The sequence below is a fragment of the Paenibacillus sp. BAC0078 genome (assembly GCF_054483875.1).
This window is the reverse complement of sequence record NZ_JBTLRW010000001.1, coordinates 1-22,221: the sequence shown is the minus strand read 5'-3', so window position 1 is coordinate 22,221 and position 22,221 is coordinate 1. Positions and strand designations below refer to the sequence as shown.

General features: G+C 48.8%; 19 protein-coding genes and 1 pseudogene. 4 read left to right on the top strand and 16 right to left on the bottom strand.

What is annotated here, in order from left to right:
* Positions 1 to 26: 26 nt before the first annotated feature.
* Positions 27 to 1,016, bottom strand: coding sequence for a Gfo/Idh/MocA family protein (locus ACX1DY_RS00100; protein ID WP_458962183.1), 990 nt, complete (start codon positions 1,014 to 1,016; stop codon positions 27 to 29).
* A 1-nt stretch (position 1,017) separates the two neighbouring features.
* Positions 1,018 to 2,037 carry a Gfo/Idh/MocA family oxidoreductase gene (locus ACX1DY_RS00095; protein WP_458962182.1) on the bottom strand — a complete coding sequence of 340 codons (1,020 nt, stop codon included), beginning with the start codon at positions 2,035 to 2,037 and terminating at the stop codon, positions 1,018 to 1,020.
* Between the two features lie 146 nt (positions 2,038 to 2,183).
* Here ACX1DY_RS00095 and ACX1DY_RS00090 point away from each other — a divergent pair.
* Positions 2,184 to 3,044, top strand: a pseudogene (locus ACX1DY_RS00090) (MurR/RpiR family transcriptional regulator).
* Positions 3,045 to 3,103: 59 nt separating this feature from the next.
* On the opposite strand, the gene ACX1DY_RS00085 reads toward ACX1DY_RS00090, so the two are convergent.
* Together ACX1DY_RS00085 and ACX1DY_RS00080 are read right to left on the bottom strand one after the other, a co-directional pair.
* Complete coding sequence (locus ACX1DY_RS00085; protein WP_458962181.1) at positions 3,104 to 3,418, bottom strand: rhodanese-like domain-containing protein; 315 nt, start codon at positions 3,416 to 3,418, stop codon at positions 3,104 to 3,106.
* A gap of 36 nt (positions 3,419 to 3,454) precedes the next feature.
* Positions 3,455 to 3,724, bottom strand: coding sequence for a metal-sensitive transcriptional regulator (locus ACX1DY_RS00080; RefSeq protein ID WP_458962796.1), 270 nt, complete (start codon positions 3,722 to 3,724; stop codon positions 3,455 to 3,457).
* Positions 3,725 to 3,872: 148 nt separating this feature from the next.
* On the opposite strand from ACX1DY_RS00080, the gene ACX1DY_RS00075 reads away from it, so the two are divergent.
* Positions 3,873 to 5,855 carry an AAA family ATPase gene (locus ACX1DY_RS00075; protein WP_458962180.1) on the top strand — a complete coding sequence of 661 codons (1,983 nt, stop codon included), beginning with the start codon at positions 3,873 to 3,875 and terminating at the stop codon, positions 5,853 to 5,855.
* A complete protein-coding gene (locus ACX1DY_RS00070) occupies positions 5,852 to 7,147 on the top strand; it encodes an HNH endonuclease family protein (protein ID WP_458962179.1) in 1,296 nt (431 codons plus the stop codon). The genes ACX1DY_RS00075 and ACX1DY_RS00070 overlap by 4 nt, the downstream gene beginning before the upstream one ends.
* On the opposite strand, the gene ACX1DY_RS00065 is transcribed toward ACX1DY_RS00070, so the two are convergent.
* The 11 genes from ACX1DY_RS00065 to ACX1DY_RS00015 all read right to left on the bottom strand — a co-directional run bounded on the left by ACX1DY_RS00065 (position 7,136) and on the right by ACX1DY_RS00015 (position 18,455).
* Positions 7,136 to 8,287 (bottom strand): amidohydrolase family protein, encoded by a 1,152-nt coding sequence (locus ACX1DY_RS00065; protein ID WP_458962178.1) that lies wholly within the window; start codon positions 8,285 to 8,287, stop codon positions 7,136 to 7,138. The genes ACX1DY_RS00070 and ACX1DY_RS00065 overlap by 12 nt on opposite strands.
* 2 nt (positions 8,288 to 8,289) lie before the next feature.
* On the bottom strand, positions 8,290 to 9,348 hold the full coding sequence (locus ACX1DY_RS00060) for a pyridoxal-phosphate-dependent aminotransferase family protein (protein WP_458962177.1): 1,059 nt from the start codon (positions 9,346 to 9,348) through the stop codon (positions 8,290 to 8,292).
* Entirely contained in the window at positions 9,332 to 10,117 is a 786-nt protein-coding gene (locus ACX1DY_RS00055; RefSeq protein ID WP_458962176.1) for an ABC transporter ATP-binding protein, read from the bottom strand. The genes ACX1DY_RS00060 and ACX1DY_RS00055 overlap by 17 nt, the downstream gene beginning before the upstream one ends.
* Positions 10,114 to 10,872: an ABC transporter ATP-binding protein gene (locus ACX1DY_RS00050; protein WP_458962175.1), complete on the bottom strand. Its 759-nt coding sequence runs from the start codon at positions 10,870 to 10,872 to the stop codon at positions 10,114 to 10,116. The genes ACX1DY_RS00055 and ACX1DY_RS00050 overlap by 4 nt, the downstream gene beginning before the upstream one ends.
* A complete protein-coding gene (locus tag ACX1DY_RS00045; protein ID WP_458962174.1) occupies positions 10,872 to 11,738 on the bottom strand; it encodes an ABC transporter permease in 867 nt (288 codons plus the stop codon). The genes ACX1DY_RS00050 and ACX1DY_RS00045 overlap by 1 nt, the downstream gene beginning before the upstream one ends.
* A complete protein-coding gene (locus ACX1DY_RS00040; RefSeq protein WP_458962795.1) occupies positions 11,735 to 12,721 on the bottom strand; it encodes an ABC transporter permease in 987 nt (328 codons plus the stop codon). The genes ACX1DY_RS00045 and ACX1DY_RS00040 overlap by 4 nt, the downstream gene beginning before the upstream one ends.
* Entirely contained in the window at positions 12,721 to 14,337 is a 1,617-nt protein-coding gene (locus ACX1DY_RS00035; protein ID WP_458962173.1) for an ABC transporter substrate-binding protein, read from the bottom strand. Before ACX1DY_RS00035 ends, ACX1DY_RS00040 begins: the two co-directional genes overlap by 1 nt.
* 141 nt (positions 14,338 to 14,478) lie before the next feature.
* The gene (locus ACX1DY_RS00030; RefSeq protein ID WP_458962172.1) at positions 14,479 to 15,324 is read right to left on the bottom strand and encodes a Sir2 family NAD-dependent protein deacetylase; all 846 of its coding nucleotides are present in this window, start codon (positions 15,322 to 15,324) and stop codon (positions 14,479 to 14,481) included.
* Positions 15,325 to 16,248: a protein-ADP-ribose hydrolase gene (locus tag ACX1DY_RS00025; RefSeq protein ID WP_458962171.1), complete on the bottom strand. Its 924-nt coding sequence runs from the start codon at positions 16,246 to 16,248 to the stop codon at positions 15,325 to 15,327.
* 35 nt (positions 16,249 to 16,283) lie between these two features.
* On the bottom strand, positions 16,284 to 17,411 hold the full coding sequence (locus tag ACX1DY_RS00020; protein ID WP_458962170.1) for an NAD(P)/FAD-dependent oxidoreductase: 1,128 nt from the start codon (positions 17,409 to 17,411) through the stop codon (positions 16,284 to 16,286).
* Between the two features lie 186 nt (positions 17,412 to 17,597).
* Positions 17,598 to 18,455 (bottom strand): Cof-type HAD-IIB family hydrolase, encoded by an 858-nt coding sequence (locus ACX1DY_RS00015; protein WP_458962169.1) that lies wholly within the window; start codon positions 18,453 to 18,455, stop codon positions 17,598 to 17,600.
* 115 nt (positions 18,456 to 18,570) lie between these two features.
* On the opposite strand from ACX1DY_RS00015, the gene ACX1DY_RS00010 reads away from it, so the two are divergent.
* Positions 18,571 to 19,539: a LacI family DNA-binding transcriptional regulator gene (locus ACX1DY_RS00010; RefSeq protein WP_458962168.1), complete on the top strand. Its 969-nt coding sequence runs from the start codon at positions 18,571 to 18,573 to the stop codon at positions 19,537 to 19,539.
* A gap of 46 nt (positions 19,540 to 19,585) precedes the next feature.
* Here ACX1DY_RS00010 and ACX1DY_RS00005 read toward each other — a convergent pair whose 3' ends face one another.
* Complete coding sequence (locus ACX1DY_RS00005) at positions 19,586 to 21,925, bottom strand: histidine kinase (RefSeq protein WP_458962167.1); 2,340 nt, start codon at positions 21,923 to 21,925, stop codon at positions 19,586 to 19,588.
* Positions 21,926 to 22,221: the final 296 nt, after the last annotated feature.

Here is a 22,221-nt window from a genome sequence, read left to right as displayed (position 1 = left end):
CTCCAAGTCAATACCCAGCCGGTACTTTAATGGTTATCTGAACTAAAGACAAGATTGGCCGACTGCTTGGCCTGTTCAATTACGTTCATGACCTTCTCGCTATGCTCCAGCATCTCCTTGACCTTTGCCAGATCCTGCTCTCTGCTGATACGCTCAAATTCAACGAATTCATCATACATACGATGAAGATGATCCTTGTGATCCACCCGGATTGGTGTTTCCTTATTAGGAGTGTAATGGAAGAAGTCGCATACATTCGCTGAACTTGGCATGTGTATATATCCCTTATTTCCTTGAATGTTCACACTGCTCTGGGCTGTACTGTCTTTCGACCCGATGCAGACACACTTGAAATTGCCGTAATCAAGCAGCAGCACACCGGAAGTATCAATTCCACGCTCCATGTTGGCGTAGTACTCCACCTTCTCAGGACTCCCGAAGAAGCCGACCACCAAATGAATATTATATAAATTAATATCCATCAACGCTCCACCGGACATTTCCGGGCTGAATGCAGGCGGTGTCTCTCCGGCTTTGAAGGCGTCGTAGCGGGAGGAGTATTGGGAATAGTTGCACTCCACGATCTTAATCTCACCGAGCTTAGGCAGAAATTCCTTCATCGTCAGAACATTTTTTAAATACTGATTCGTGATTGCTTCCACCAATACCAGCTTTTTTTGCTGCGCGAGTTCCTTCAGCTCACGAAATTCTTTCACATTAGAGGTAAAAGGCTTCTCGCAAATGACATGCTTGCCGCTGAGCAGCGCTTCTTTCGAATATGCATAATGAAGATGATTGGGCAGCCCGATGTAGACAGTATCGACCTCCGTATCCATCAGCATTTCGCTGTAATCCGAATAGGTCTGAGCAATTCCGTATTTCTGTTGCAGCTCAAGAATTTTATCCTGGCTGCCTGCTCTGGAACAGATAGCCTCCAAAGAGATGCCAGGGATCTCATGAATAAAACCCAGCAAATCCCCTACGATCATTCCGGCTCCGACAATTCCCAATTTCATCTTAGCTGCACCCCTCTATGCCTTTTTCAAGGATTTGCATGACTGCCACCGTTTCTTCGTCCTTAATCACTTTTTCTTTGCCATGGACAATGGCCTGATAAATATCGTCGTAGACTCTGGCGTAGTCCCCTTTTTCCGAGACGACCTTTTCTTCATGATATTTGCCTTCATCATCCAGATAGGTTACAATGCCATAATGCTCCGGCAGGTCGATACCGAAGTCAGCATGTCCCTTAGGCAGATAAAATAATTTCAAGTGCTCTTCCTGACGGTCGATCGTTTGTTTTACGAATACCCCTTTTTTACCGTACACCGCAAAGCTTGGCCGTGCTTTTAAGCGGAAAAAGCTTGATTTGATGGATACTTTAAGTGACGGGTAAAAGAAATCCAGATCAAAGTAATCATTCATTCTCCCGGGACCCAGCAATTGGCGAACATCGTAGTGAATGGATTCCGGTGCGCCAAAATAAGAAAGTGCCTGGTCAACAGTGTGAACCCCATGTCCGTACAAGTAACTGTTAAACTTAGAAAATTGCGTCACCGAAAGCGGAGTCTCCGGGCGGTAATAATCATAATTCAATTCTACCTCCAATAACTCGCCAAGCTTGCCTGATTCTATCACTTTTTGGGTTGTGAGGAAATCCGAATCGTAACGTCTGTTCTGATAGCATTGTATGATCAGGTTCTTCTCTTTAGCGTATTGGAAGATCGACACCGCTTCATCTGCGGTTAACATGAAAGGCTTCTCAACAAGCACATGCTTGCCGTGGTCAAGCGCCATTTTGGCATAAGCATAATGGGAGTCTATATGTGTGCAGACAACGATCAACTGGATCTCTGGATCATTCATCAACGTTTCAATATTATCGGTGTAGAGCACACCTGGCGCCTTCTCCCACTCGCCTTTCTCTGGATTGCGGGCGTATATGGTTTTCACTTTCAAATTATCCCGGTTCATCGAAAATGGCAGATGATAACGGTTCGTGCTTTTGCCATTCCCGATATATCCAATAGTTAGCATGTACATTCCCCCTCAGGTTCTATTTCATTAATTATAGAAGAAGAAAGTCGGACGTAACAGATTAGCCGGCAAAACGGTACAATCGACCAATTCCTCGTGTCCAAGGCGGTTAATTTTTGAACAAAATGTTTATTGAGGTGAAGCTATTGAGAATACTGCTGCAATTAGCGGAAATGCATAACTTTACGCCTAACGAAAAAAGCATCGCCGCCTATATTTTGACTCACAAGGAAAGTATGCTGCATTTGAATATTCAGGAGCTGGCAAAAGCAACATATACTTCGCATTCGGCGATTAACCGGTTAACGCACAAACTGGGATTATCCGGCTTCAAGGAGTTCAGCATCAATCTGGCCCGTGATTTCCAGCAAAGTACCCAAAGTATTTCCAGCGTTGATCCCAACTATCCGTTCGGTCTGGATGAGTCTCCTCTGCAAGTGGCGAAAGAAATTGCCGAATTAATGAAGGAAACGATTGATAAAAGCTTTACCTTCATGGACGATGGCCTGCTGGCACAGACAGCCGCGCTGCTCGATCAAGCTGCAAGGATCTTTATCTATGCCGTAGGAGATTCCCAAATCCGGGCGAAAAGCTTTCAGAACAAATTGATTAAAATCAACAAATACGCAGTAATTGCCACCGAGCTGTCGGAGTGGGCTTATCATACGGCTAATCTCACAGATGGGGATTGCGCTATCTTCCTGACCTACCACGGACAATCGCCAATTTATGTACAAGCAGCGCAGCATTTCTCACGTGAAAGGATCCCTTTTATCACGATTACGGCGTCCCGTCAAAGTGAAGTGGCCAAGCTCAGTAATCTGTGTATCTATGTGCCTAACGATGAAGAAAAACATGCCAAAATCGGCACATTTTCCTCCCAAATCGCCTTCGAGTAAGTGCTGAACGTGATTTATTCCTGTATCTATAAAATTTCTTATGCAAAAAACAGGGAATCCGCGGCGCGATCATTCAAGAGTATCACCCATAAGCAAGATGAAGAATGAATATGCATTAACGTAAAAAGGAGTTTACCCTGGACAATCACTAGGTAAACTCCCCTTTTCTATACAACCAGTTTATCGGCCCATGCGTTCAGCCCGCCCGTCATGTTCACTACATTATAGCCTCTCTCATTCAAGAGCTCACAGGCAAGTCCGCTTCTGCTGCCGCTCTGGCAGATCACGATGGTTTCTTGCTCGGGGTCCAGTTCCTGGAGTCTTTCCAGAAGCTGCCCCAGCGGGATATGCTTGGCCCCCTTGATATGCCCCATAGCCCATTCACCATTTTCACGGACATCCAGCATCCTGACAGAATTCCCTTTATTCAACTGTGCTGCTACTTCCTTAGGCGTTATTGCTTTTGGAATGTTAAATGCCATACAAGTTCTCTCCTTTGGTTAAAAAGCTCATTTTTATCAGTGACTTTTTACGAGCAGCTCGATGGCCTGCTTGACCAGTTTGCCGGTATCCTGATTGCCTGCTGCCTGTTCTGCCAATATGCATTGATGCAAGTTTTCCGCCACCAATTGCGCTATGGCTTTATCCGACGCATTGCGAACGGCAGATAGCTGAGCAACTACTTCCTTACAGGAGTTACCTTCCTCCATCATCCGCAGTACGCCTCTAACTTGCCCTTCTATTCTCCGCAAACGGGTTTTTAGTTCATCTGTATACTGTACTTCCATCATCACATCTCACCTTTCTGATCATTTCGTTTCATATACCCCTAGGGGTATTATATAGCTAAAAATAATTTTGTACAACCTCATGCTCCACCACATGGCTGAATGGTATAATATACCACAGTCGAAAAATGCGGAGGGTTATCGAATCATGGAATTAGTCTATTTATGGGTGGAGCACTACGGCTGCTTCAAAGAAACAGGTTTTCATTTTAACAACACGTATCAATTTGAATATGATCCTGAGTCTGGTGAATTTCAAATCAAGAATGGAATGGATACATACAAGCCGAACCATTTTTTTGGCACAAATATATCGAATCTAAGCGTGATTGTGGGTGATAATGGCGCGGGGAAAACAACTGTTTTGAGGTTGATCCTGGACTGCCTTGCCGGGGATGAAACTAATGTGTCCCCTTTTATCGCTGGTTTCTTCGCCCAAGATGAGCAGGAGCTGAGAATATACAGCCATGATCTTCAAATTCAGAATATAGATAGTAAAGGTATAAAGACGGTCATCATAGACAAAATTGCGCTTGAAGATTGGGCGGAGATGACTAAATTTATCTATGTGAACAATGTGCTGGACGTCCTGGACTATTCCTACAATAAACCGGGTTATACGCATGATCTCTCCGTTGGCGGGTTAATGCGAAGAGACCACTCAAGCGGAGTGGAAAATCGTCACATCCGTCATGACGCGAACCCTATCATCCATTTTTTCAATAATGAGGTGTACAGGCAAATTGACTTCTTGTATCACTATAAGCAGGGTGAATTGGATACCGAATTTTTATTTAACATGATTAATAGTTTACAGGTTGAAATTACAGATAATGATTGGAATCGCAGATATCTTGCTCAATCCATCGAGAAATATTATCCGCAGAAAGAGAAGCCCGCTACGGGTTCACTGACGGACTTTAGTGGCATACCTGAGAATGAAGTCGGGAAGTTACTCACGATGATTTCAGACTCTTTCGCTTCAATTAGCCGCAGAAACTTATGGAAAGTCCTCATAGCAGACCACTTGCTCATCAATGCGATCAAGGATACTGCGGAGCCGGTCACGACATCAGACAATAGACGGCGTGAGTTAGAGTGTCTGTTAAATGCCTATCGGCCATTAACTGATAATGAGGACATACTTACATACTGCAGAGAATATTTAGTACGGGCAAGAACCGAATTGGATAAAAAAGGTTCCGTATACGCAGAACGTCTAGTCCCGTATCGCGCCTTTATAGAATGGTTGGATATGGAATCATGGGCGCTTGATCTGGAGATTGATGCCGCATCTGCGCCCATCATCCGAATTATGCTTAATGATAATAATAAAGAACGGTTTCGTGTATTTTTTGATCACTACAACAGAACCTGCTACCCCTTCTACTTCTTGAATTTCTCTTGGGGGCTCAGTACGGGCCAGAGCAATTTGTTAAGCCTCTATTCCAGACTCCACTCTGTGTTGAAGCCGAGTGATGACGGAGGGCGGGGCGATAAAGTTGTAAATCATTTGGATAAGCCTTGCACCCGTATCCTGCTCTTAATCGACGAGGCGGATTTATCCTTTCATCCGAAATGGCAGGTTCAGTACATAAGCCGTCTGCTCTACATGCTGAGAACCATCTACAAATCTGCTACGGTACAGGTTATCCTGACCTCCCATTCCCCAATGCTGCTGTCGGATGTTCCGAAGAGCAATGTCATGTATTTAAAAGAGGGTACGAATGATTCGGCAAATGACCATGCGGAAACGTTCGGACAGAATATCTATACGTTGTTCAACGACGCTTTCTTTATGGACCTAACGGTAGGAGAGTTTGCTAACGGGGTCATTCAAAGGGTCGGGGACGGACTTAACGAATTGGTGCAGTCCGCCATGCTGCAAGGTGTGAGCAATGTGAGATCTGAACACCTCTCCCGCCTCGAATATTATGAATACATTACAGGCATCATTGGCGAGCCGGTGATTAGAAAGGCCTTCGAAACCAAGCTGCAGCGGCTTAAAGAGGCATACCGGACGGAAAAGCTCAAGAGTGCGATTAGTCTCTATGAGGAATTGTCGCAGGAAGACCGGGACCGGTTGATTGATTATATTATCAAGGACAATGAGAGGGATCGTGACCAATGAGGAAAATCGAGCTATCCGCAAAAGCTGAAGATAATCATGTGAAGTATTTTATGGAGAAGATCAATCCAGCTCATAAAGAAGAACGAAGCAATCCAACGTACATCCCAACGTCTGAAATATTAAGCGAATTAAACGCGAAGCTGAAGCTGCAGTGGAAGGAACAACAAATCCGAAGTGAATTCGAACGTCAGCATGATCTGTTTTTAGAGTACGTAGAAACTAACTACAGAACCTTCGCAATTGGCAAACTGAAGGATTTAGAAAGCCTGGATGCAGTGATTCAGGCGGATTTCCCGTTTGTTTACCATATGATCCGTCTTATAGAGCGTTCCTACTCCGAGCATCTGAACAAGCTGTTTGGCTATCAGCGGTTTAAGGTCAAGGATTTTTTTTACTACATCAAGAAAAAAGCCCTGGATAATATCGGAATGGACCGGTATTCTTCCAGGGCGCAGATGGAAATTGTGAACATCCTTGAGACGAATTATCCGAAGCTAAGTCAAGAAATCAGACATTGCCTTGGGCAAGGCCGTCTGAGTGCAGCAGATTGTGAACAGCAATTTCAAAAGCTGAAGCAGCTTAACATCAGCATGGATAATTTCAGACAACTGGATATTTTTCAGGAGGAATGGAACGATTATCATTTCGTGATGGAAAGCGGAATCCGCGTGTGTCCCTATTGCAACCGCCAGTACATTACCCCCATCCTCTCTGATAACGGGAAAATGCGGGCAGATATCGACCATTTCCTGCCGAAATGCGATTATCCATACTTCTCCATGTCGCTCTATAACCTCGTACCGGTCTGCAAATCATGCAATCAGGCCTTGAAGGGTGACCGGAAATTCACCTTTGCCAACCTCAGCCCTTATGAGGAGCATATTGGCGATCACTTCAAGTTCGAAGCGGATGTGCAGAACTATGAAGTATCGGCAGTAACGAACGGCCGGGGTGCAGCGGAGCAGCATTTGGATATTTTCAAGCTGGAGCCGCTGTACAATTATCATCGCAATCAAGCCGAAGAGCTTGTGAAGAAAAGGATAGCTTATCCCGATGATTATATTCATGACCTGTACGAGAAGAACAAAGCCTACTTCAACAGTGAGCTTGAGATCAAGCAAATCATTGTCGGGTATATTGATGACGAGAGCAGGCTGAACGATGAAGCCTTTTTGAAATTCAGGAGGGACCTGGCAGAGCAGCTTGGCTTTCTGAGTAGCTGTAGCCGTTCAAGGATCGAAGCGCTAAAAAAAATAGTCGCGAGCCCCTATCAGACCCGTTCAAATCCTTGAAATGTCCGTGCCGGTAATGACGGAAACGATACTTGTGCGAAGCTGCTCTGCATTGGGCGCCTGGTACGGATCGGCATTGAAAATAATCGCGTCGGCAATGTATCCTTCCGCAATACGCCCTAGTTCGTTACCGCTTCCCAGAATCTCAGCAGCATTGACTGTAGCAGACTGCCACGCTTCTGTCCGGGTCAAGCCGTACTCCATCAGCGTATTGAGCTCCTGAAGGTTGTACCCGTGGAGCGCAGGCGTGGCATAATCCGTACCGAATCCAAGACGGACTCCTGCTCTTTTGGCATAGTCAATGGCTTTCGAGTGAGCTTCGGCGGCGCGGGCAGCCCGCTCGCAAATGACCTGGTTTAGCGCCAGCACGCCTTTCGGATCTGCAGCTATGCGATATATCGAAGTTGTGGGCACATAAGCTGTCCCGGATTCAGCAAGTCTTCCGGCTTGATCCGCAGTCAGGAACATTCCATGCTCGATAGACTCCACGCCAGCACGGATAGACCAGTCAATCGTCACTCCACCCCAGGTATGAACTAAGACCTTTTTATGGTGGGCATGCGCATTCCGGACAATAAAAGCGAACTCTTCCTCCGAAAAATTCGGATCAACCACTTTTTCGGTAGGCGCTCCAAGACCGCCAGTGGCCATGATTTTGATCCAGCCTGCTCCTGTAGCGAAGATTTCTGCCATCCGGTGCTCTAAATGCTGAATGCCGCGGGCATCTGCTGCGCCAAGCATATCGCTGCTGGTCTGTACCCGCAGCGGCTGCTGATAGTGCTGCACAAGATGCTGAATAGTGCTCGGCAGAATCCCGCCCGCATCGCGCGCAGTCGTAACACCGGTCCGCAGTGTCGCTTCAAAAGCCTTGGCCTGCATAGCTTCAATCTCGCCACTGCTCCGTTTCAATTGGTCGGCATGGTCGAAGTCTGTCCAGGCCAGATGCGTGTGAAGATCAATCACACCCGGACTTATCCATACTTGTGTGGCAGGTTCAGTTGACTCATCGCGCTGCGGCTTCGAGCTTTCAACAATGGATGAGAACCGTCCGTCCTTGATTACAATGTCAAAACGTTTCCCTGCGGTGCCAGCAATGGCAATATCCTTGAAGGTTTGCAGCTCTGGATGGTTAATGATCATGCTCATTCCCCCCAAGCCAGCCGGACAGCCGCTATGGCATGGTCAGGTTCTTGATTTAACAATTGAGCGAGTGTAGTCACAGCTTCTTCCACGCTTTGCTGGCTTGCGTTCTCTCCGAAATGATTGATCCGCAGAAGCTGTCCGAACAATTCTCCGTCCCCTGGAGCCACGATGCCAATAGGCTGATCTATACGCAAATTCTGCTCCCCGGTAATTCGAACCGTCGTTGTCAGCGTTGAATAATGTCTGCTATCCTTCTGCCACGGCGTAAGCCCCAATGCCTGGATACCCGCAACGGCTGAGGCAGCTGTCCGTTCATGACGCTTGATTACCTGCTCCAGCCCTTCCTCTTCAATTTGTGTCAAAGCCGAAATCAGGGCTCTGGCCTCAAGAGTTGGAATATTGGGCGGAACACGTAACGGTGCAGCGCCGCCTGCAGATGGTTTCAAATCCAGCAGGGACAGAATCGAATTGCGCGGCGCACTCAGGTTAGACGCAAGGAATTCCCAGCCGCGTGGTGAAATGCTTACGGCACTGACACCGTTAGGCCCGGACAGAGCTTTTTGCGCGCCAATCACTGCAAAATCCACTTCCCATTCATCCACCAGCAGGGCCTCTCCCCCGACTGCCGACACGGAGTCCGTCACTGTAATGAGGTTGTTATCCTGGGCGAGCTTGAATATTTCCTTAGCGGGATTTGACCCGCCTGTCACCACTTCTGCCTGAACAAAGGAAATGGCGCAAGGCTTAAACTGCTCAATCGCGGAAACAACCTTCTCTGCAGTAACCACCTCGTCAAAAGGGACCTTCACTTCAGCAACCGTTGCTCCGCCGCGTTTAAGCCATTCTCCAAATAAACTTCCATAAGGACCGGTTACCACGTTTAGAATGGTACGCCCCGGCGCAGCTATTCCTGCAGCCACCGCCTCAATTCCCAAAATAGCCTCGCCAGGGATGATGACCGGGGGGTGCTGAGTAGACAAAAGCTTGGAGAGCAACCGCGTAAGCGTATTGAACTCAGAAATGGAAAGCGGGACAAATCCTTTATGTTCTTGGTTCATAAAAACCTCCTGCTGATCTTGATTTCGGCATTTTCGGAACTGCAGACAGCAGCTCGCGGCTGTAGGCAGCTTCAGGACGAGTAAAGAATCGATCCTTGGGACTGTTCTCAACAAGCTTGCCCTGCCGCATAACGGCTACTGTATCGCTAATCGCATGAATAACTCCCAGATCATGGGAGATGAACAGCATAGTCAGATTAAGCTCAGTTTTGAGTGTGTTGAATAGTTCGAGCACACTAAGCTGAACGGAAACATCGAGGGCACTCGTCGGTTCATCCGCGATCAGAAGGCTTGGCTCAACGCTTAATGCGCGCGCAATAGCGATCCGTTGGCGCTGTCCGCCAGAGAATTCGTGCGGAAATCTGTCCAAGGCTTTTGCCTCCAGGTGAACACGCTCCAAAAGCTCTTTGCATCGCTTCTCGACCGCTGTGCGGTCTACAATCTTATGAAATAATAGCGCTTCGGAAAGAATCTGCCGGATGGAGTGCTTGGGATTCAGCGAGGCATCCGGGTTCTGGAAGATCATCTGTATTTTTTTGTGCTGCTCACGGCTGCGCTTCTTCACTAATTTCTGAGCTCCCAGCAGAATCTGCCCTTCATCAGGAGCGATCAATCCAGCAATTACCCGTGCCAAAGTGGATTTGCCCGAACCGGACTCGCCTACAAGGCCTAGGGTGGTATGCTCCTGCACACTCAGATTAATGTGATCCAGCGCAGTAAATCCGCCGTAGCGGACTGTTAAATTCTGTACCTGCAGCGCAGTATTCATTCAGCTTCGCTCCTTTCAAGCTCCGGCAGCGGAAGCACGGAATCAATCAGCATCTGTGTATAGGAATCAGACGGATTTTGTAAAAGATGCTGAGTCTCACCATGCTCCACAATCCGCCCCTGCTTCATCACACATAGCTTGGAGCACAAGTTAGCTGCAATCGCCAGATTGTGTGTTACAAATACCATGGCAAAACCCAGCTCATTTTGCAAACGGGTAATCGTTTCGATAATTTGCCGTTGAACAGTAACGTCCAGCGCGGTTGTCGGTTCATCACAGAGAAGAATGTCCGGCTTGCATGCCAGTGCCATAGCGATAACTACACGTTGACACTGACCACCCGACAACTGGCTTGGATACCGGTCTGCTTTCTTTAAAGAATCGGGAAGTCCTAGCATTTCGAGCAATTCCAGCGCTATTCTGCGTGAAGCTTTCCGTCCTACTCTCTGTCTGTAATACACGACTTCCGCAAGCTGATTAACAACCGGGCAGAGCGGGTCCAGCGCCCCTCTTGGGTCCTGAAACACCATCGCGCTGCTTGCCGCAGTCTCGATGACCCCTCCGCTCTGCTCCACCCCGCGGGGAAGCAAGCCCAGAATGGCACGCAGCGTAAGCGATTTGCCGGAACCCGACTCGCCAACGAGTCCCAGGCTCTCCCCTTTGCCCACTGAAAAGCTGACATTGGTGACTAGTGGTTCCTTTGACTTAGTGACGAGCGACAGGGAATCTAATGTCAAAATCGGATGTGTAGCCATCATTTTTTCCTCCATATGTCTGCCAGCCCATCACCCACAAGCGACAACGCGATCCCCGTATACACCACTGCAAAACCGGGAACGGCCGAGAGCCACCAGGCGGTAGTTATGAAGGACTGTCCATCCGCGATCATCGTCCCCCAGTCTGGAGTCGGAGGCGCAATGCCAATGCCAAGATAACCGAGTGTTACAATGGCGACCAGCAGCCCAACCATATCGGCCATTAGGACAACTACTGCTTGAGGCAGAACATTGGGCAGGAGATGGCGCAGAATAATTCTTACTCCGGGAAGTCCCAGAGTCTGAGCTGACGCCACCCATTCCTGCTCTCGGAACGATGCGCTGAGACCTTTAACTACACGGGCAAATACGATCCAGCCCACAAGCATGAAAGTGATATAAATCCCTCGCTCGCCCGCCCCGCTGGCAAAAGCCACGATAATAACAATCAGATAAAAAGGAAACGCGATAAAAGTATCCGTAAGCAGGGTAATAACAGTATTAATCCATTTCCCGTAATACCCCGCAAGCATTCCCAGAAATATCCCGGTGCAGAAAGGAACAATTTCTGCCAGGACCATGATTTTCAGATCGGTTCGTGCAGCATAGATCAGTCTCGTGAACAAATCGCGTCCTAGCTGATCTGTTCCCAGCCAATGCGCGGCGGACGGCGGCTGCAAAAAAGCGCTCAAATTCTGCTCCGTAGGCTGGTAAGGACTAATAAACGGTATGAATGCAGCCAGGAGAATCAGCACTGCAAACATAATGCTCCCTATTAGAAGGGAAGGTGTTCCCCATATTCGCTTAACAGTGCTTTTCTTCTTGCTGCCCTCTTGCAATTGTGGGTCTATCGTTGTAGTGTTCATTGTTTTCCTTTCGTTCTGGGATCGAGCCACCAGGATAGGATTTCAATCAGGAGGCTGATGATCACCACTGATATCGCACAATAAAGCGCTATTCCTTGAATGACCGGGAAATCCCGTTTCGAAATTGAAGTAAACAGCAGGCTGCCTATCCCTTTGATGCCGAATACCTGCTCAACGACCAGTGTACCGCCGATTAGATAGGAAATATTGACGCCAAGCAGCATCAGCGTTGGAAGCGCAGAGTTGCGCAGCACATGCTTGAACAGAATAACCCTGCTAGGTATTCGCGCTGCCTTCAAGGTGACGACAAAATCGGATTCCAATACTTCCAGCATCTGCGCCCTTAACGAACGAACCAGAGTAGGAATCTGTGAAAAAGCGACGGTTATCGCCGGAAGCGTAAGACTGTTTAAGGTTCCGGTCCAGCCTTCACCAACTCCCCCAACGGGAAACCAATGAAGACGGACACTAAGCAGCAGAATCAAAAGGATGCCAACCCAGAAGATTGGCATGCCCAGAGTGATTGTAGGAAAAATACGGATCAAATGATCCAGCAGCTTGTCCTTGTTCGTGGCTGCAAGTGTGGCAAGCAGCAGCGAAATTACGATTGCCAGAGCACAGGCCATTGCTATAAGCAGCAGAGTAATAGGAGCCCGCTCGGCTATCAGCTCTCTTGCAGAGATTCCCGAAACAATGGAATTTCCGGTATCCCCTTGCGTAAACAGTGTCTGCACAAAACGGATGAACTGCTCCCATAAAGGGAGATCCAGCCCAAGAGTATGATGCATACTCTTGAGCGCCTCCGGTGTGCTGTATTCACCCAAAATCATTTTTGCAGGGTCCCCCGGCACGATTCGGATCAGAAAAAAGACTGCTGTCATCACGCAAAGGATCACTATCAATGCTCTTGCAAGAGCGATCACAAGCCAACTGTATGAACCGTTCCTACCTGTTGATGGAGTTAACGTGTTATTGGATTTCATCATTTTCCGGTGCGGACTTCTTCCAGGCGCAGGCTGCCGTTAGGCAAAACAACAAGACCATCGACTGAAGAGCGGGCACCAATTAGAATATCCGGGTAGTACAAAGGAATGTAAGGCACTTCATCGGCAAGCGTCTGCAGCAGTTTGGAGTAGATTTGCGCGCGTGCATCGCCATCTGCTGTCTTTTGTCCGTCATAGAGCAGTTTGGTTACATCTTTATTCGTATAATGCGTCCAATACGATTTGCTGAAGCCTTCCGGATCGGTCTGGAAAGCAATAATCGAGTTCGCTTCAGGGGAATCGGCTTGACCGCTGTTCAGCATTGCCGCAAAATCATAAGCGAAGAAACGTTCCCGGAAAGTAGCCAGCTCAGTGGATTCAATCTCGATCTTGATGCCGATGGCTTGACCCGCTGCCTGAATAATTTGCGCCTCCTGGGCTCTGGTGCTGTTGCCGGATGCTACAAGCAATTTTGTTGTGAAGCCGTTCGGGAAGGCGGATTTGGCAAGCTCCTCCTTGGCTGCAGTAACGTCGTAGTTCAGCGGCTTAATCGTATCATTGGAGTTATATGGAATGGTTGTCGGCAGCAAAGAATTTGCAGTCTGTGCGTAACCGAAGGTAAGCGCCTTGGTCAAGCCTTCACGATCCAGCGCAAGAGCCAGAGCACGGCGGACATGCACATCGGAAAAATGCTTGTCCAGCGTGTTGAAGAACAATTGCTCTGTTACCCAACTGCCGTTCGTTACTACTGCTGTGTCAGCACCATTCTTGATTTCGTCTGCGTTCTGCAGCGCCAAAGATTCAATTGCGTCAACTTCCCCAGCCTTAAGCTGGTTGATCGCCTGGCTATCGTCTTCAATCAGCTTATACACAAGCTTGTCAATGTACGGCTTGCCTTCCTGCCAATAGTTAGGATTCTTAGTGAAGGTCAGGTCGCCTGCAGGGTCCCATGTTTCAACAACGAAAGGTCCCGTACCTATTGGCTTCTTGAAGAACTCTTTTTCGGTAGCCCCGCCGAAATTATCTGGAATAATCCCGTTCGAGAAGTTGGACAGCTCGGAGATGAACGGTGTATACGGCTCTTTAAGCGTAATCACGAGCGTTTTGTCGTCCTGCGCTTTGACAGAAGCAACCTTGGCTGCGATAGCCAGCGGACCGCCCACCTTCAAATGCCGGTTAAGCGAGAACACCGCATCCTTCGCAGTTACAGCCGTGCCGTTCGAAAACTTCAGGCCGTCGCGGAGGACAAAGGTATACGTCAGCCCGTCTTGACTGATGGTGTGTGACTTGGCAAGCCAATCCACAATCTCGCCCTTGCTGTTAAAAGCCACCAGAGATTCGAATACTTTGTCAATTGCAAAAGCATTGTTCGACGTAATCTCATTATGTAAATCAAAAGAGGTTACTGAAGCAGGCCGTCCATAGACAAAGGTTCCTCCCGCTGCAGGCACATCTGTATTTGCACTCTGAGTTGCCGCTGGGCTCGTTGTTGCCTGAGCGCTGTTATTTTGTTTAGGATCATTCTTGGACGCGGAGCAGCCTGCTACTACCACTAGCAGAATTGCTAATGCTCCTATCCAAACCGACTTTCTAAAAGATGCTGTAAACTGTGACATGTCTGATCCTTCCCCTTCCTATAAATCATATAAGTTTAGTATGGATTGTATTATGGATCAATCACCATCGTCTGTCAAACAAAAAATCATATTCCCAGCATGAATGTAACTAATATATCCAATGCTAGAAATGTATATGCTTCAATTGAGCAATGCCGATATTACCTCTTGCATATCCTCTGTAAATGAGATGGTCTTGTCCTCATTTCCTTCCATGCCTTCGGGATTATGTTTGTTCAAGCGGATTAAGGTCGCATGTTCATTGCGGTACGTAAGCTTTTCAAAGGGATAACGAATAATGCCCGGTGTATTATAACCCACCCCTAGCTCCAAATACACAGTTTTCTTTCCGTCTGCCACACGCAGAAATTCGTTATAGGAATCATTTCTATCATACCACTTCCCGTTCTGAACGAAGTATTGATTAATTCTAAGGTGCGGATTCATCTCTCCGCCGCACACCGGGCATTTGGGAACAAGTTCAGAGGGAATCCGGCAATTAGCAGTTTGCTCAAGCATTTCCTTGACCAAAGCTTCATTATTGTACAATATATCATGACAAGCTGCAGCACACTGTAAAAAGCCATAGTTGCCTTGAATTTCAAAAATTTTATTCTGCGGAAAACCTGCCTTCTCAAACTGGCTGTCCACATTGGTTGTGATGACAAAGTAATTATGGTTCTGCACCCACTGAAGCAAATCCGTATATAACTTGGTGCTGGTCGCTTCATACCGGTTAAGGCTGATATGTCTGGCCCAATAGGCCCATCGTTCTTCCTGGGTCTTGAATGGATAAAAGCCGGAAGAGTACATGTCTGTTAAACCGTACTTTTCAATGAAGGGCTTGAAATTCGAGGTGAATCTTTCCCCGCTGTATTCGATTCCGGCAGCAGCGGATAAGCCAGCCCCGCCTCCTATCACAATATATTCCGCCTGATCGACGGCCGATTTCGCTCTTCGGACTGATTGCTGATCTATATGCTTCATCTAGTTGCCCTCCAATACAGATTCGTAGATTTCCCGGTCCTCGTCGCTGAATACATTAAAAATGATCTGCCCGAAATGCCCGGGATGCATTTTTAGCCAGTCCTGCACTGTGTTTACGGCTACGACGGCCGCTTCCTTTTTGGGATAACCAAATACTCCCGTAGATATCCCGCAAAATGCCACCGAACGGATGGAAGCAACCTGGGCCGCGAGCGTCAGGCAAGAGGAATAACAGCCAGCCAGCAAAGCCTTCTGATACTCAGTAACTGCTTGTCCAGCCGGAATGATGGGGCCAACGGTATGCAGCACAAACCTGGATGGCAGGTTGTATGCTCTTGTTATTTTAGCAAGACCTGCCGGTTCGGCATGACCCTGCAGCTCCATGATGACATTGCAATCCTCACGCAGCTGCGGACCGGAGACTGCATGAATGGCATTGTCAATGCAGGCATGAAAAGGCTGGAAGCAGCCCAGCATCCTGCTGTTAGCAGCGTTTACGATGGCGTCGGCTTCAAGCTCGGTAATATCTCCCTGCCATAGGGATATTTCTGGAGCGGGATCTTGGTTCATAAAGCGGGATTGTTTCGACACAGGTGTTAGATCCGAAGCTTTGGTAATCGTCTTGAACTGCCATTCATATTGCAGGATTACATCCATATATGGATTGAGCTTCGCAGTGGCTGCGCCCGGGGTCTTAATGGTCAGAGCCGCCTTGATGTAGGCCCTCTTCTGGTCATTTGATGCAGATGGAATACCTTCCATATAACATTCCGGGTCTTCAAGAAGCAGCTTGGCTGCTGCCTCTAAGCTTTCCAGGTATTGCTGTTCGGTTAACCGCTCGTCTGCAATTGCCGGGTACGGTTGATCTAAACGGATTTTTGCCCGGTATGCGTCCAGTTCAAGATTAGGTGCTTCATGTCGCATTCTTAATCCTCCTTTACTGGTTGAATTTGCAAGGATCAGCCTTGATTCATCGCCTTGCGGATATCATAATCACTGATGTCGATATCCAAAGCCATACCCAGAGCCAGCTTGGCAAGCTGACTTCCTAAAAAAGGCCCCATTGTCAAACCGGAAGCACCGAGTCCGTTGGCCGCAATAAGGCCTTCCCAGCCGGGAACAGCTCCAATCACGGGCAGAAAACCGGGCGTAAAAGGGCGGAAACCAACCCGCACCTCCTGAAAAGTGCTGTTTGCTAAGCTAGGAGCCAGTTCTAGCCCCTTATTCAGAATTTCGTGAATTCCACCCGCGGTGATCCTTGTATCGTAGCCTTCAATCTCATTTTCATGCGTTGATCCAAGGACGATCTTTTGCCCTTCAAAAGTAAGCAGGTACTGATCATTAGGCGGGATAACGACCGGCCAGTTACCGGTATCTTGCGGGTCGGGAAGCTCTAAATGGACGATTTGCGCTTTTTGATAACGAACTCCGAAATGAATGCCCAAAGGCTCCAGTAATGGACTGGCCCACGCCCCCGCACATACAATAACAAGGTCAGCCGCAAAGGTACGTGCTCCGACAATTACTCCCGTTACACGGTTTGCGCGATACTCAAGCGAAGCATCCCCGTTTACAAAGACGGCCCCATTCCGCTGTGCTGAACGGATAAGCGCGTCGCGCAGCGCACGGCCGTCTACACGGGCGGCTCCGCTGATGTGAACAGCGGGATACCCTTCTGCCAGCAGGGGGAAACGCTCACGGGCTTGTAATTCGCCCAGCCGTGAAATTTCACCGATTTCCGGTGCATCCGCTTTTCGTATCTGTGCGCGTTCTTCCATCCGGGTAATTTTCTCCGGGTCATGATGAATGCTAAGGGCTCCCACCTGAGCATAGCCGGTTTCTGTTTCACCTTCGCCATGAAGCTGTGCAATTAATTCAGGGTAATATCGGGCGCCGGCTTTGGCGAGGCGGTACCAAGCCTGGTTGCGCCGCTGGGACAGCCAAGGACAAATAATGCCGGCAGCGGCGGCGGTTGCTTGTCCTTTATCTTTACGGTCTACTACCAGGACATCCGCCCCCAATTTTGCTAACTGATAGGCTGTCGATGCCCCAAGAATTCCTGCTCCGATTACGATGACCTTCTTCATGTGTATATTCCTTTCCTATATCAAACGCCATAGTGTGCCTTCAGTATACCCGCGTCTCGGATATAGAAAAAGCCAACACCGGAGATGAGGTGCTGACTTGTACTAATTTTTTTCTGTAACCATTGTAGTTACACTTCGAGACGAATGTCAAGAGGTTACTCATTTCGGAGGAGTATACTTCCGTTATCAACCGGAGATCAAGCCGTATTTTACAAAGCTCTGATAAAGCCCGTCTTCCTCGATGTTGCCAGTAATATCATTTGCGAGTTCCTTCAGGGCCGGCTTCGCATTGCCCATAGCAATGCCTATGGCGCAAAACTCAAGCATCTCAGCATCGTTCATGCCATCTCCAATGGCTATGCTGTCTTCCCTGGGAAAGTTCAGATGCTCAAGCAAATCAGCAATAGCAACTGCCTTATGAATACCTGGAATCATCAGCTCTCCGCTGTCCTCGCCAAAGATCGGGATTGTACACTGAATGGCCTCAAATTTGCCGTGGAATTCATGCTTAATCTGTTCGAAGGACAGACTGCTTTCCAGAAAACAAACCTTGTTGACATCGTCTTTATACATATCCGTCTCCCCATAAGTGATACCGGCAATGAAGGGATGCGGGGAAAGCAGCATTTGCTCCTTGGCCGCAGGGTCATTTTCAACATCTCCGTAAATCCTGCGTTCCAGGTGCGCCTTCAGGTTCCTGCTTCCATACAGGGCTGAATTGGATTCCAGGTAGAAATCCACGCCCTGCGCATCGAAGAAATCTACCATATGGCGGACATCCTCAGGCTTAACCTTTTTATGATAAAGAGTCTCGCTGCCGGATTCAATGTAGCCCCCTCCTGCTCCAATTAGGCCATCAAAGCCGATGCTCCAAATCTCCTCATAGATTTCCGCCTTCGAGCGGCCTGTGCACAGGTACAGCAGATGGCCGTTCTCCCGCGCTTTTTTACAGGCGATTTGTGCGGATTCAGGCACGTTTCCGTCATCCAAGACAAGTGTTCCATCAATATCTATAAAAACAATTTTTCGGCGTTCCTGAGTCATTGGCATTCAGTCTCCTTTTGAGGCTTAATGTATGCTGCAAGAACAGTGTAAACTGTGGAATGCATTACAGGTCAAAGGATATTTTGTGATATGCTTGTCCATGAGGTGGCTCAATATGGCAAATATTCAGGAAATCGCCCGGCTGGCGGGCGTATCAACCACAACAGTCTCGCGTGTACTTAACGGGCACCCATATGTTAGCGGTTCGATCCGGGCTAGAGTTCTTGAGATTATTTCACAGCTTGATTATGTACCCAATGCCAATGCAAGATCCTTAAAGAAGGGCTCCACCCGGTTAATCGGAATTATTGCGGTTTCACTCAGCCCGCTTCTGCTTAATTTTATTCGCGCATTCGCGGAGATTGCTCAGCAATACGGGTTCAATATCACTCTGTTCATGACAAACGGAGATTTGGAGAAGGAGCTTGTTGCGCTTGAAATGCTGCGGAGCAAGCAGTTGGATGCACTGGTATGCGTGCTGCGGGCTAATGATTGGGAAGTGATTGAAGCCTACACGAAATACGGTCCGATTGTGACCTGGCAACGCTTGCAAAGCGAGAAAATCCCCTCTGTCTTTATGGACCACTATCGGGCCTACTTGCTTGGGCTTGAACATCTCTATTCTAAGGGCTACCGCAAAATACTCAGCATCTACGCGATGTCCACAGGTCTCAATACAAAGGAGCGCATGCGGGCTTACGCCGATTTTGTGGCAAAATATGCTATTCCGGATCACGGGTTCCCGCAGTTTCAGGACAAGGCCGCCGTTCAGGACGGTGAGGAGCTCGCCGGATGGTGGATCGCACAGACGGACAGGCCGGATGCCATATTCTGTTCCAACGATGAAGTCGCTGCCGGGGTTGTTACAGAGCTTAGGAGAAGAGGATTTTCGGTTCCCGGAGATGTGGGCATTATGGGATTTGACAATACCGGTGTAGCCCATTTGCTCGATCTGACAACTATACACTATCCGGTAGACCTGCAAGCGGAAAATGCGTTTATTCTGATTCAAAATAGACTGACCCAGTCCGGCCTTGAGCTTCATTCCCTGGAATACAGACTCATTGAGCGGAGCTCTACCTGAAACACAAAGACCGTGTCACAGGTAAGTTCCGCCGTGCTCCTGAGAATCATCTTACCGGCTCTGGAACTGCAGCCTCAGGGTCAAAATCCGCCACGATCAGCATATCCATATGCCGGGCATGCCGGAGCAGATAATGGACAAAGCTTTCTTTGAATAGGCTGCGCCAGAGAGGTTTACGCGAATATCCGATGATCAGTTGTGTTGTCTGCACTTCATTCATCCTTGTCAGCAGGTGCTGATGGACGCTTGTGCTGCCGGCTGCCTGTGCGACCTCCATCTTCCCTCCAAGCCGTTCCGTCAAATGACGCAGTGCATCGAGCCGTTTCTGCTCCTCGGGCGTGCGTACCCCTCCGCAGTGTACATAATGTACGTACCAGTCCGCCTTCAGCCGGTGTGCAATGCGGAAGCCGCGGCGAATCAGCCGTTCCGCCCGTGCTCTGAGGTCTACACAGACAAAGATGACCTCCCGTCTGCTCCAAGGCCCCCGCAGGGAATTATCACGATCCCAGGCTTCCAGCCGTTCATCTACATCATCGGCAATTTCACGAAGGGCCAGCTCGCGCAGAGCAATCAGATTCCCGATCTTGAAAAAGGATTCCAGCGCCTGATTCACCTTTTCGCTCGCATAAATCTTCCCTTCCCGCATCCGTTCCTGCAGCATTTGAGGCGTGACATCTATCAGCTCCACCTCGCCAGCCATCTTCAGAATCGCATCCGGCACCGTTTCCCGGACACGCACACCGGTTAGCTGTGCCACCGCATCGTTCAAGCTTTCCAGGTGCTGCACATTCACCGTTGTGATGACGGAAATCCCGTTTTCGAGCAGGCGCATAACATCCTCATAACGTTTTTTGGACTGGCTTCCGGGTACGTTGGTATGTGCGAGTTCATCCACCAGCACTACCTCAGGATGGCGGGCAATTATCGCATCGGTGTCCATCTCCTCCAGTTGTGTGGACTGATAGAGAACCTTGGCCCGCGGAATCATGGTCAATCCGCCAATTTGCTTCTGGGTTTCCTTTCTGCCGTGAGTTTCCAGCAGGCCAATGACTACATCAATGCCCCTGTTCAGCAGTAGATTGCCTTCCTGCAGCATTTTGTAGGTTTTCCCTACGCCGGGAGCCGCACCGATATAGACCTTGAAGGTTCCCCGGTGGATTCCCTCAATCCTTTGCTCCATCTCCTGGCGGGTCAAACGGTGAAAAGGCTCCTCGGTTTCCTTAGGCTGCGGTCTGATCGGCAAGATCCGCTCCCCATCCTGCTCCGCCCGGTCAGCCATCAGGAACACATCAATATTCCGCGTCCTCCGCAGCACACGGTTTGCAATGGAGCCCTGCCATTTTTCCTGCCAGCGGCTTTTCTTGGAGTGTCCCATGACGATCCGGGTTACGTTGTTTTGAGTAGCATATCGCACCAATACGGGAGGAAGCAGGCGCAGGCTTGGCAGAGGCAGCTCTTCGAACCTGGCCTCCACCCGCTCTACCAGCTTCGTTATGGAGCGCTTGAAGCTTTGCTGCTCCTTCGTAAGCGGACGCTTCGGGAGGACGAACGTCACGACCATGAGATCGCCGTTAAGCCGCTTCGCAATTTGCTGGCCTCTTCTCACATACAGTGAACCGTTCCAGTGGTATTGTGTGGAGACAAGAATCCGCTCGCTTGCACCGGAAGGCCCGATAAGCCCTTGCTCCTCCCGATGCTTCTCCAGCGTTTCATTGACGCCTTCCGCTACCAGCCGAAGAGACAGCTCGCGAAGCACGCCGAGGTTCCCCCGGCGGGACAGCGCCGGATGGGCCTCACCGCCGAGCACCCCCTCCTCGATTCTTTTCAGAACCGTCTCGGGAGACACGTCGATCAGCCGCACCTCATCCGCCAGCTCCAGCGTGTTGAGCGGTACAGTTTCTTCGCCACGGATACCGGTTTTCTGGTGAATGATCTCGGCCATACCTGCCAGCTCATACACATTAATCGTCGTGATCACACTGATGCCGTTGTCCATTAAATAACGGATATCCTCCAGGCGGGTCTTAAACCGCGCTCCCTTCCGGTTGCGGTGTGCCAGACCGTCCACCAGCAGAACCTCAGGGTTGCGCTGCAGCAGAGCTTCCAAAGGAAGATCCTTCTGCTCCTTCCCGTCCTTCACCCAATGAAGGCTGGGGACACGCTCCAGATCCACAAGCTGCTGAACCGTTTCCGCCCGCTGCATGGTTGAGACGGCGCTGATTACTACATCTATGCCTTGCTGCTTCAGGAGCTTGCCTTCCTCCAGCATATGGTATGTTTTACCAGATCCGCTGACGGAACCGATAATAATTTTTAACCTGCCCCTGTGCAACTGGTAAATGGAATCCAAAATTTCTTCCGGTGTTTTACGTTTGTATGGAGCCATAAATAGGTCAACCCCTTCCGTTCTCGCCCAGGGCAATAGCTTACAGATTTTTTTAATCAGGAATAAATAACTGAGGTGGAATTTCTCCACTTCATTCCGCTGAGTGACCTCCCCCTGAATGTTTAGTGGGAAAAACTCAGACTGTTGAGAAACCCAATAATTCAATACGACATCGCATCATTTGGTATAATATAGGTAACTTTGTAAGAAAGTGCGGTGTCTCATGTTAAACGAGAAGGATCAAGGGAATAGCGGGAAATATCAAATGGAGCTTGTCTGTTTGGATCAGTTGGTTC

What these genes read in the sequence shown, in the direction of transcription:
- ACX1DY_RS00100 (WP_458962183.1), bottom strand. Translation starts at nt 1,016, where the DNA reads ATGAAATTGGGAATTGTCGGAGCCGGAATGATCGTAGGGGATTTGCTG.
- ACX1DY_RS00095 (WP_458962182.1), bottom strand. Translation starts at nt 2,037, where the DNA reads ATGCTAACTATTGGATATATCGGGAATGGCAAAAGCACGAACCGTTAT.
- ACX1DY_RS00085 (WP_458962181.1), bottom strand. Translation starts at nt 3,418, where the DNA reads ATGGCATTTAACATTCCAAAAGCAATAACGCCTAAGGAAGTAGCAGCA.
- ACX1DY_RS00080 (WP_458962796.1), bottom strand. Translation starts at nt 3,724, where the DNA reads ATGGAAGTACAGTATACAGATGAACTAAAAACCCGTTTGCGGAGAATA.
- ACX1DY_RS00075 (WP_458962180.1), top strand. Translation starts at nt 3,873, where the DNA reads ATGGAATTAGTCTATTTATGGGTGGAGCACTACGGCTGCTTCAAAGAA.
- ACX1DY_RS00070 (WP_458962179.1), top strand. Translation starts at nt 5,852, where the DNA reads ATGAGGAAAATCGAGCTATCCGCAAAAGCTGAAGATAATCATGTGAAG.
- ACX1DY_RS00065 (WP_458962178.1), bottom strand. Translation starts at nt 8,287, where the DNA reads ATGATCATTAACCATCCAGAGCTGCAAACCTTCAAGGATATTGCCATT.
- ACX1DY_RS00060 (WP_458962177.1), bottom strand. Translation starts at nt 9,348, where the DNA reads ATGAACCAAGAACATAAAGGATTTGTCCCGCTTTCCATTTCTGAGTTC.
- ACX1DY_RS00055 (WP_458962176.1), bottom strand. Translation starts at nt 10,117, where the DNA reads ATGAATACTGCGCTGCAGGTACAGAATTTAACAGTCCGCTACGGCGGA.
- ACX1DY_RS00050 (WP_458962175.1), bottom strand. Translation starts at nt 10,872, where the DNA reads ATGGCTACACATCCGATTTTGACATTAGATTCCCTGTCGCTCGTCACT.
- ACX1DY_RS00045 (WP_458962174.1), bottom strand. Translation starts at nt 11,738, where the DNA reads ATGAACACTACAACGATAGACCCACAATTGCAAGAGGGCAGCAAGAAG.
- ACX1DY_RS00040 (WP_458962795.1), bottom strand. Translation starts at nt 12,721, where the DNA reads ATGAAATCCAATAACACGTTAACTCCATCAACAGGTAGGAACGGTTCA.
- ACX1DY_RS00035 (WP_458962173.1), bottom strand. Translation starts at nt 14,337, where the DNA reads ATGTCACAGTTTACAGCATCTTTTAGAAAGTCGGTTTGGATAGGAGCA.
- ACX1DY_RS00030 (WP_458962172.1), bottom strand. Translation starts at nt 15,324, where the DNA reads ATGAAGCATATAGATCAGCAATCAGTCCGAAGAGCGAAATCGGCCGTC.
- ACX1DY_RS00025 (WP_458962171.1), bottom strand. Translation starts at nt 16,248, where the DNA reads ATGCGACATGAAGCACCTAATCTTGAACTGGACGCATACCGGGCAAAA.
- ACX1DY_RS00020 (WP_458962170.1), bottom strand. Translation starts at nt 17,411, where the DNA reads ATGAAGAAGGTCATCGTAATCGGAGCAGGAATTCTTGGGGCATCGACA.
- ACX1DY_RS00015 (WP_458962169.1), bottom strand. Translation starts at nt 18,455, where the DNA reads ATGACTCAGGAACGCCGAAAAATTGTTTTTATAGATATTGATGGAACA.
- ACX1DY_RS00010 (WP_458962168.1), top strand. Translation starts at nt 18,571, where the DNA reads ATGGCAAATATTCAGGAAATCGCCCGGCTGGCGGGCGTATCAACCACA.
- ACX1DY_RS00005 (WP_458962167.1), bottom strand. Translation starts at nt 21,925, where the DNA reads ATGGCTCCATACAAACGTAAAACACCGGAAGAAATTTTGGATTCCATT.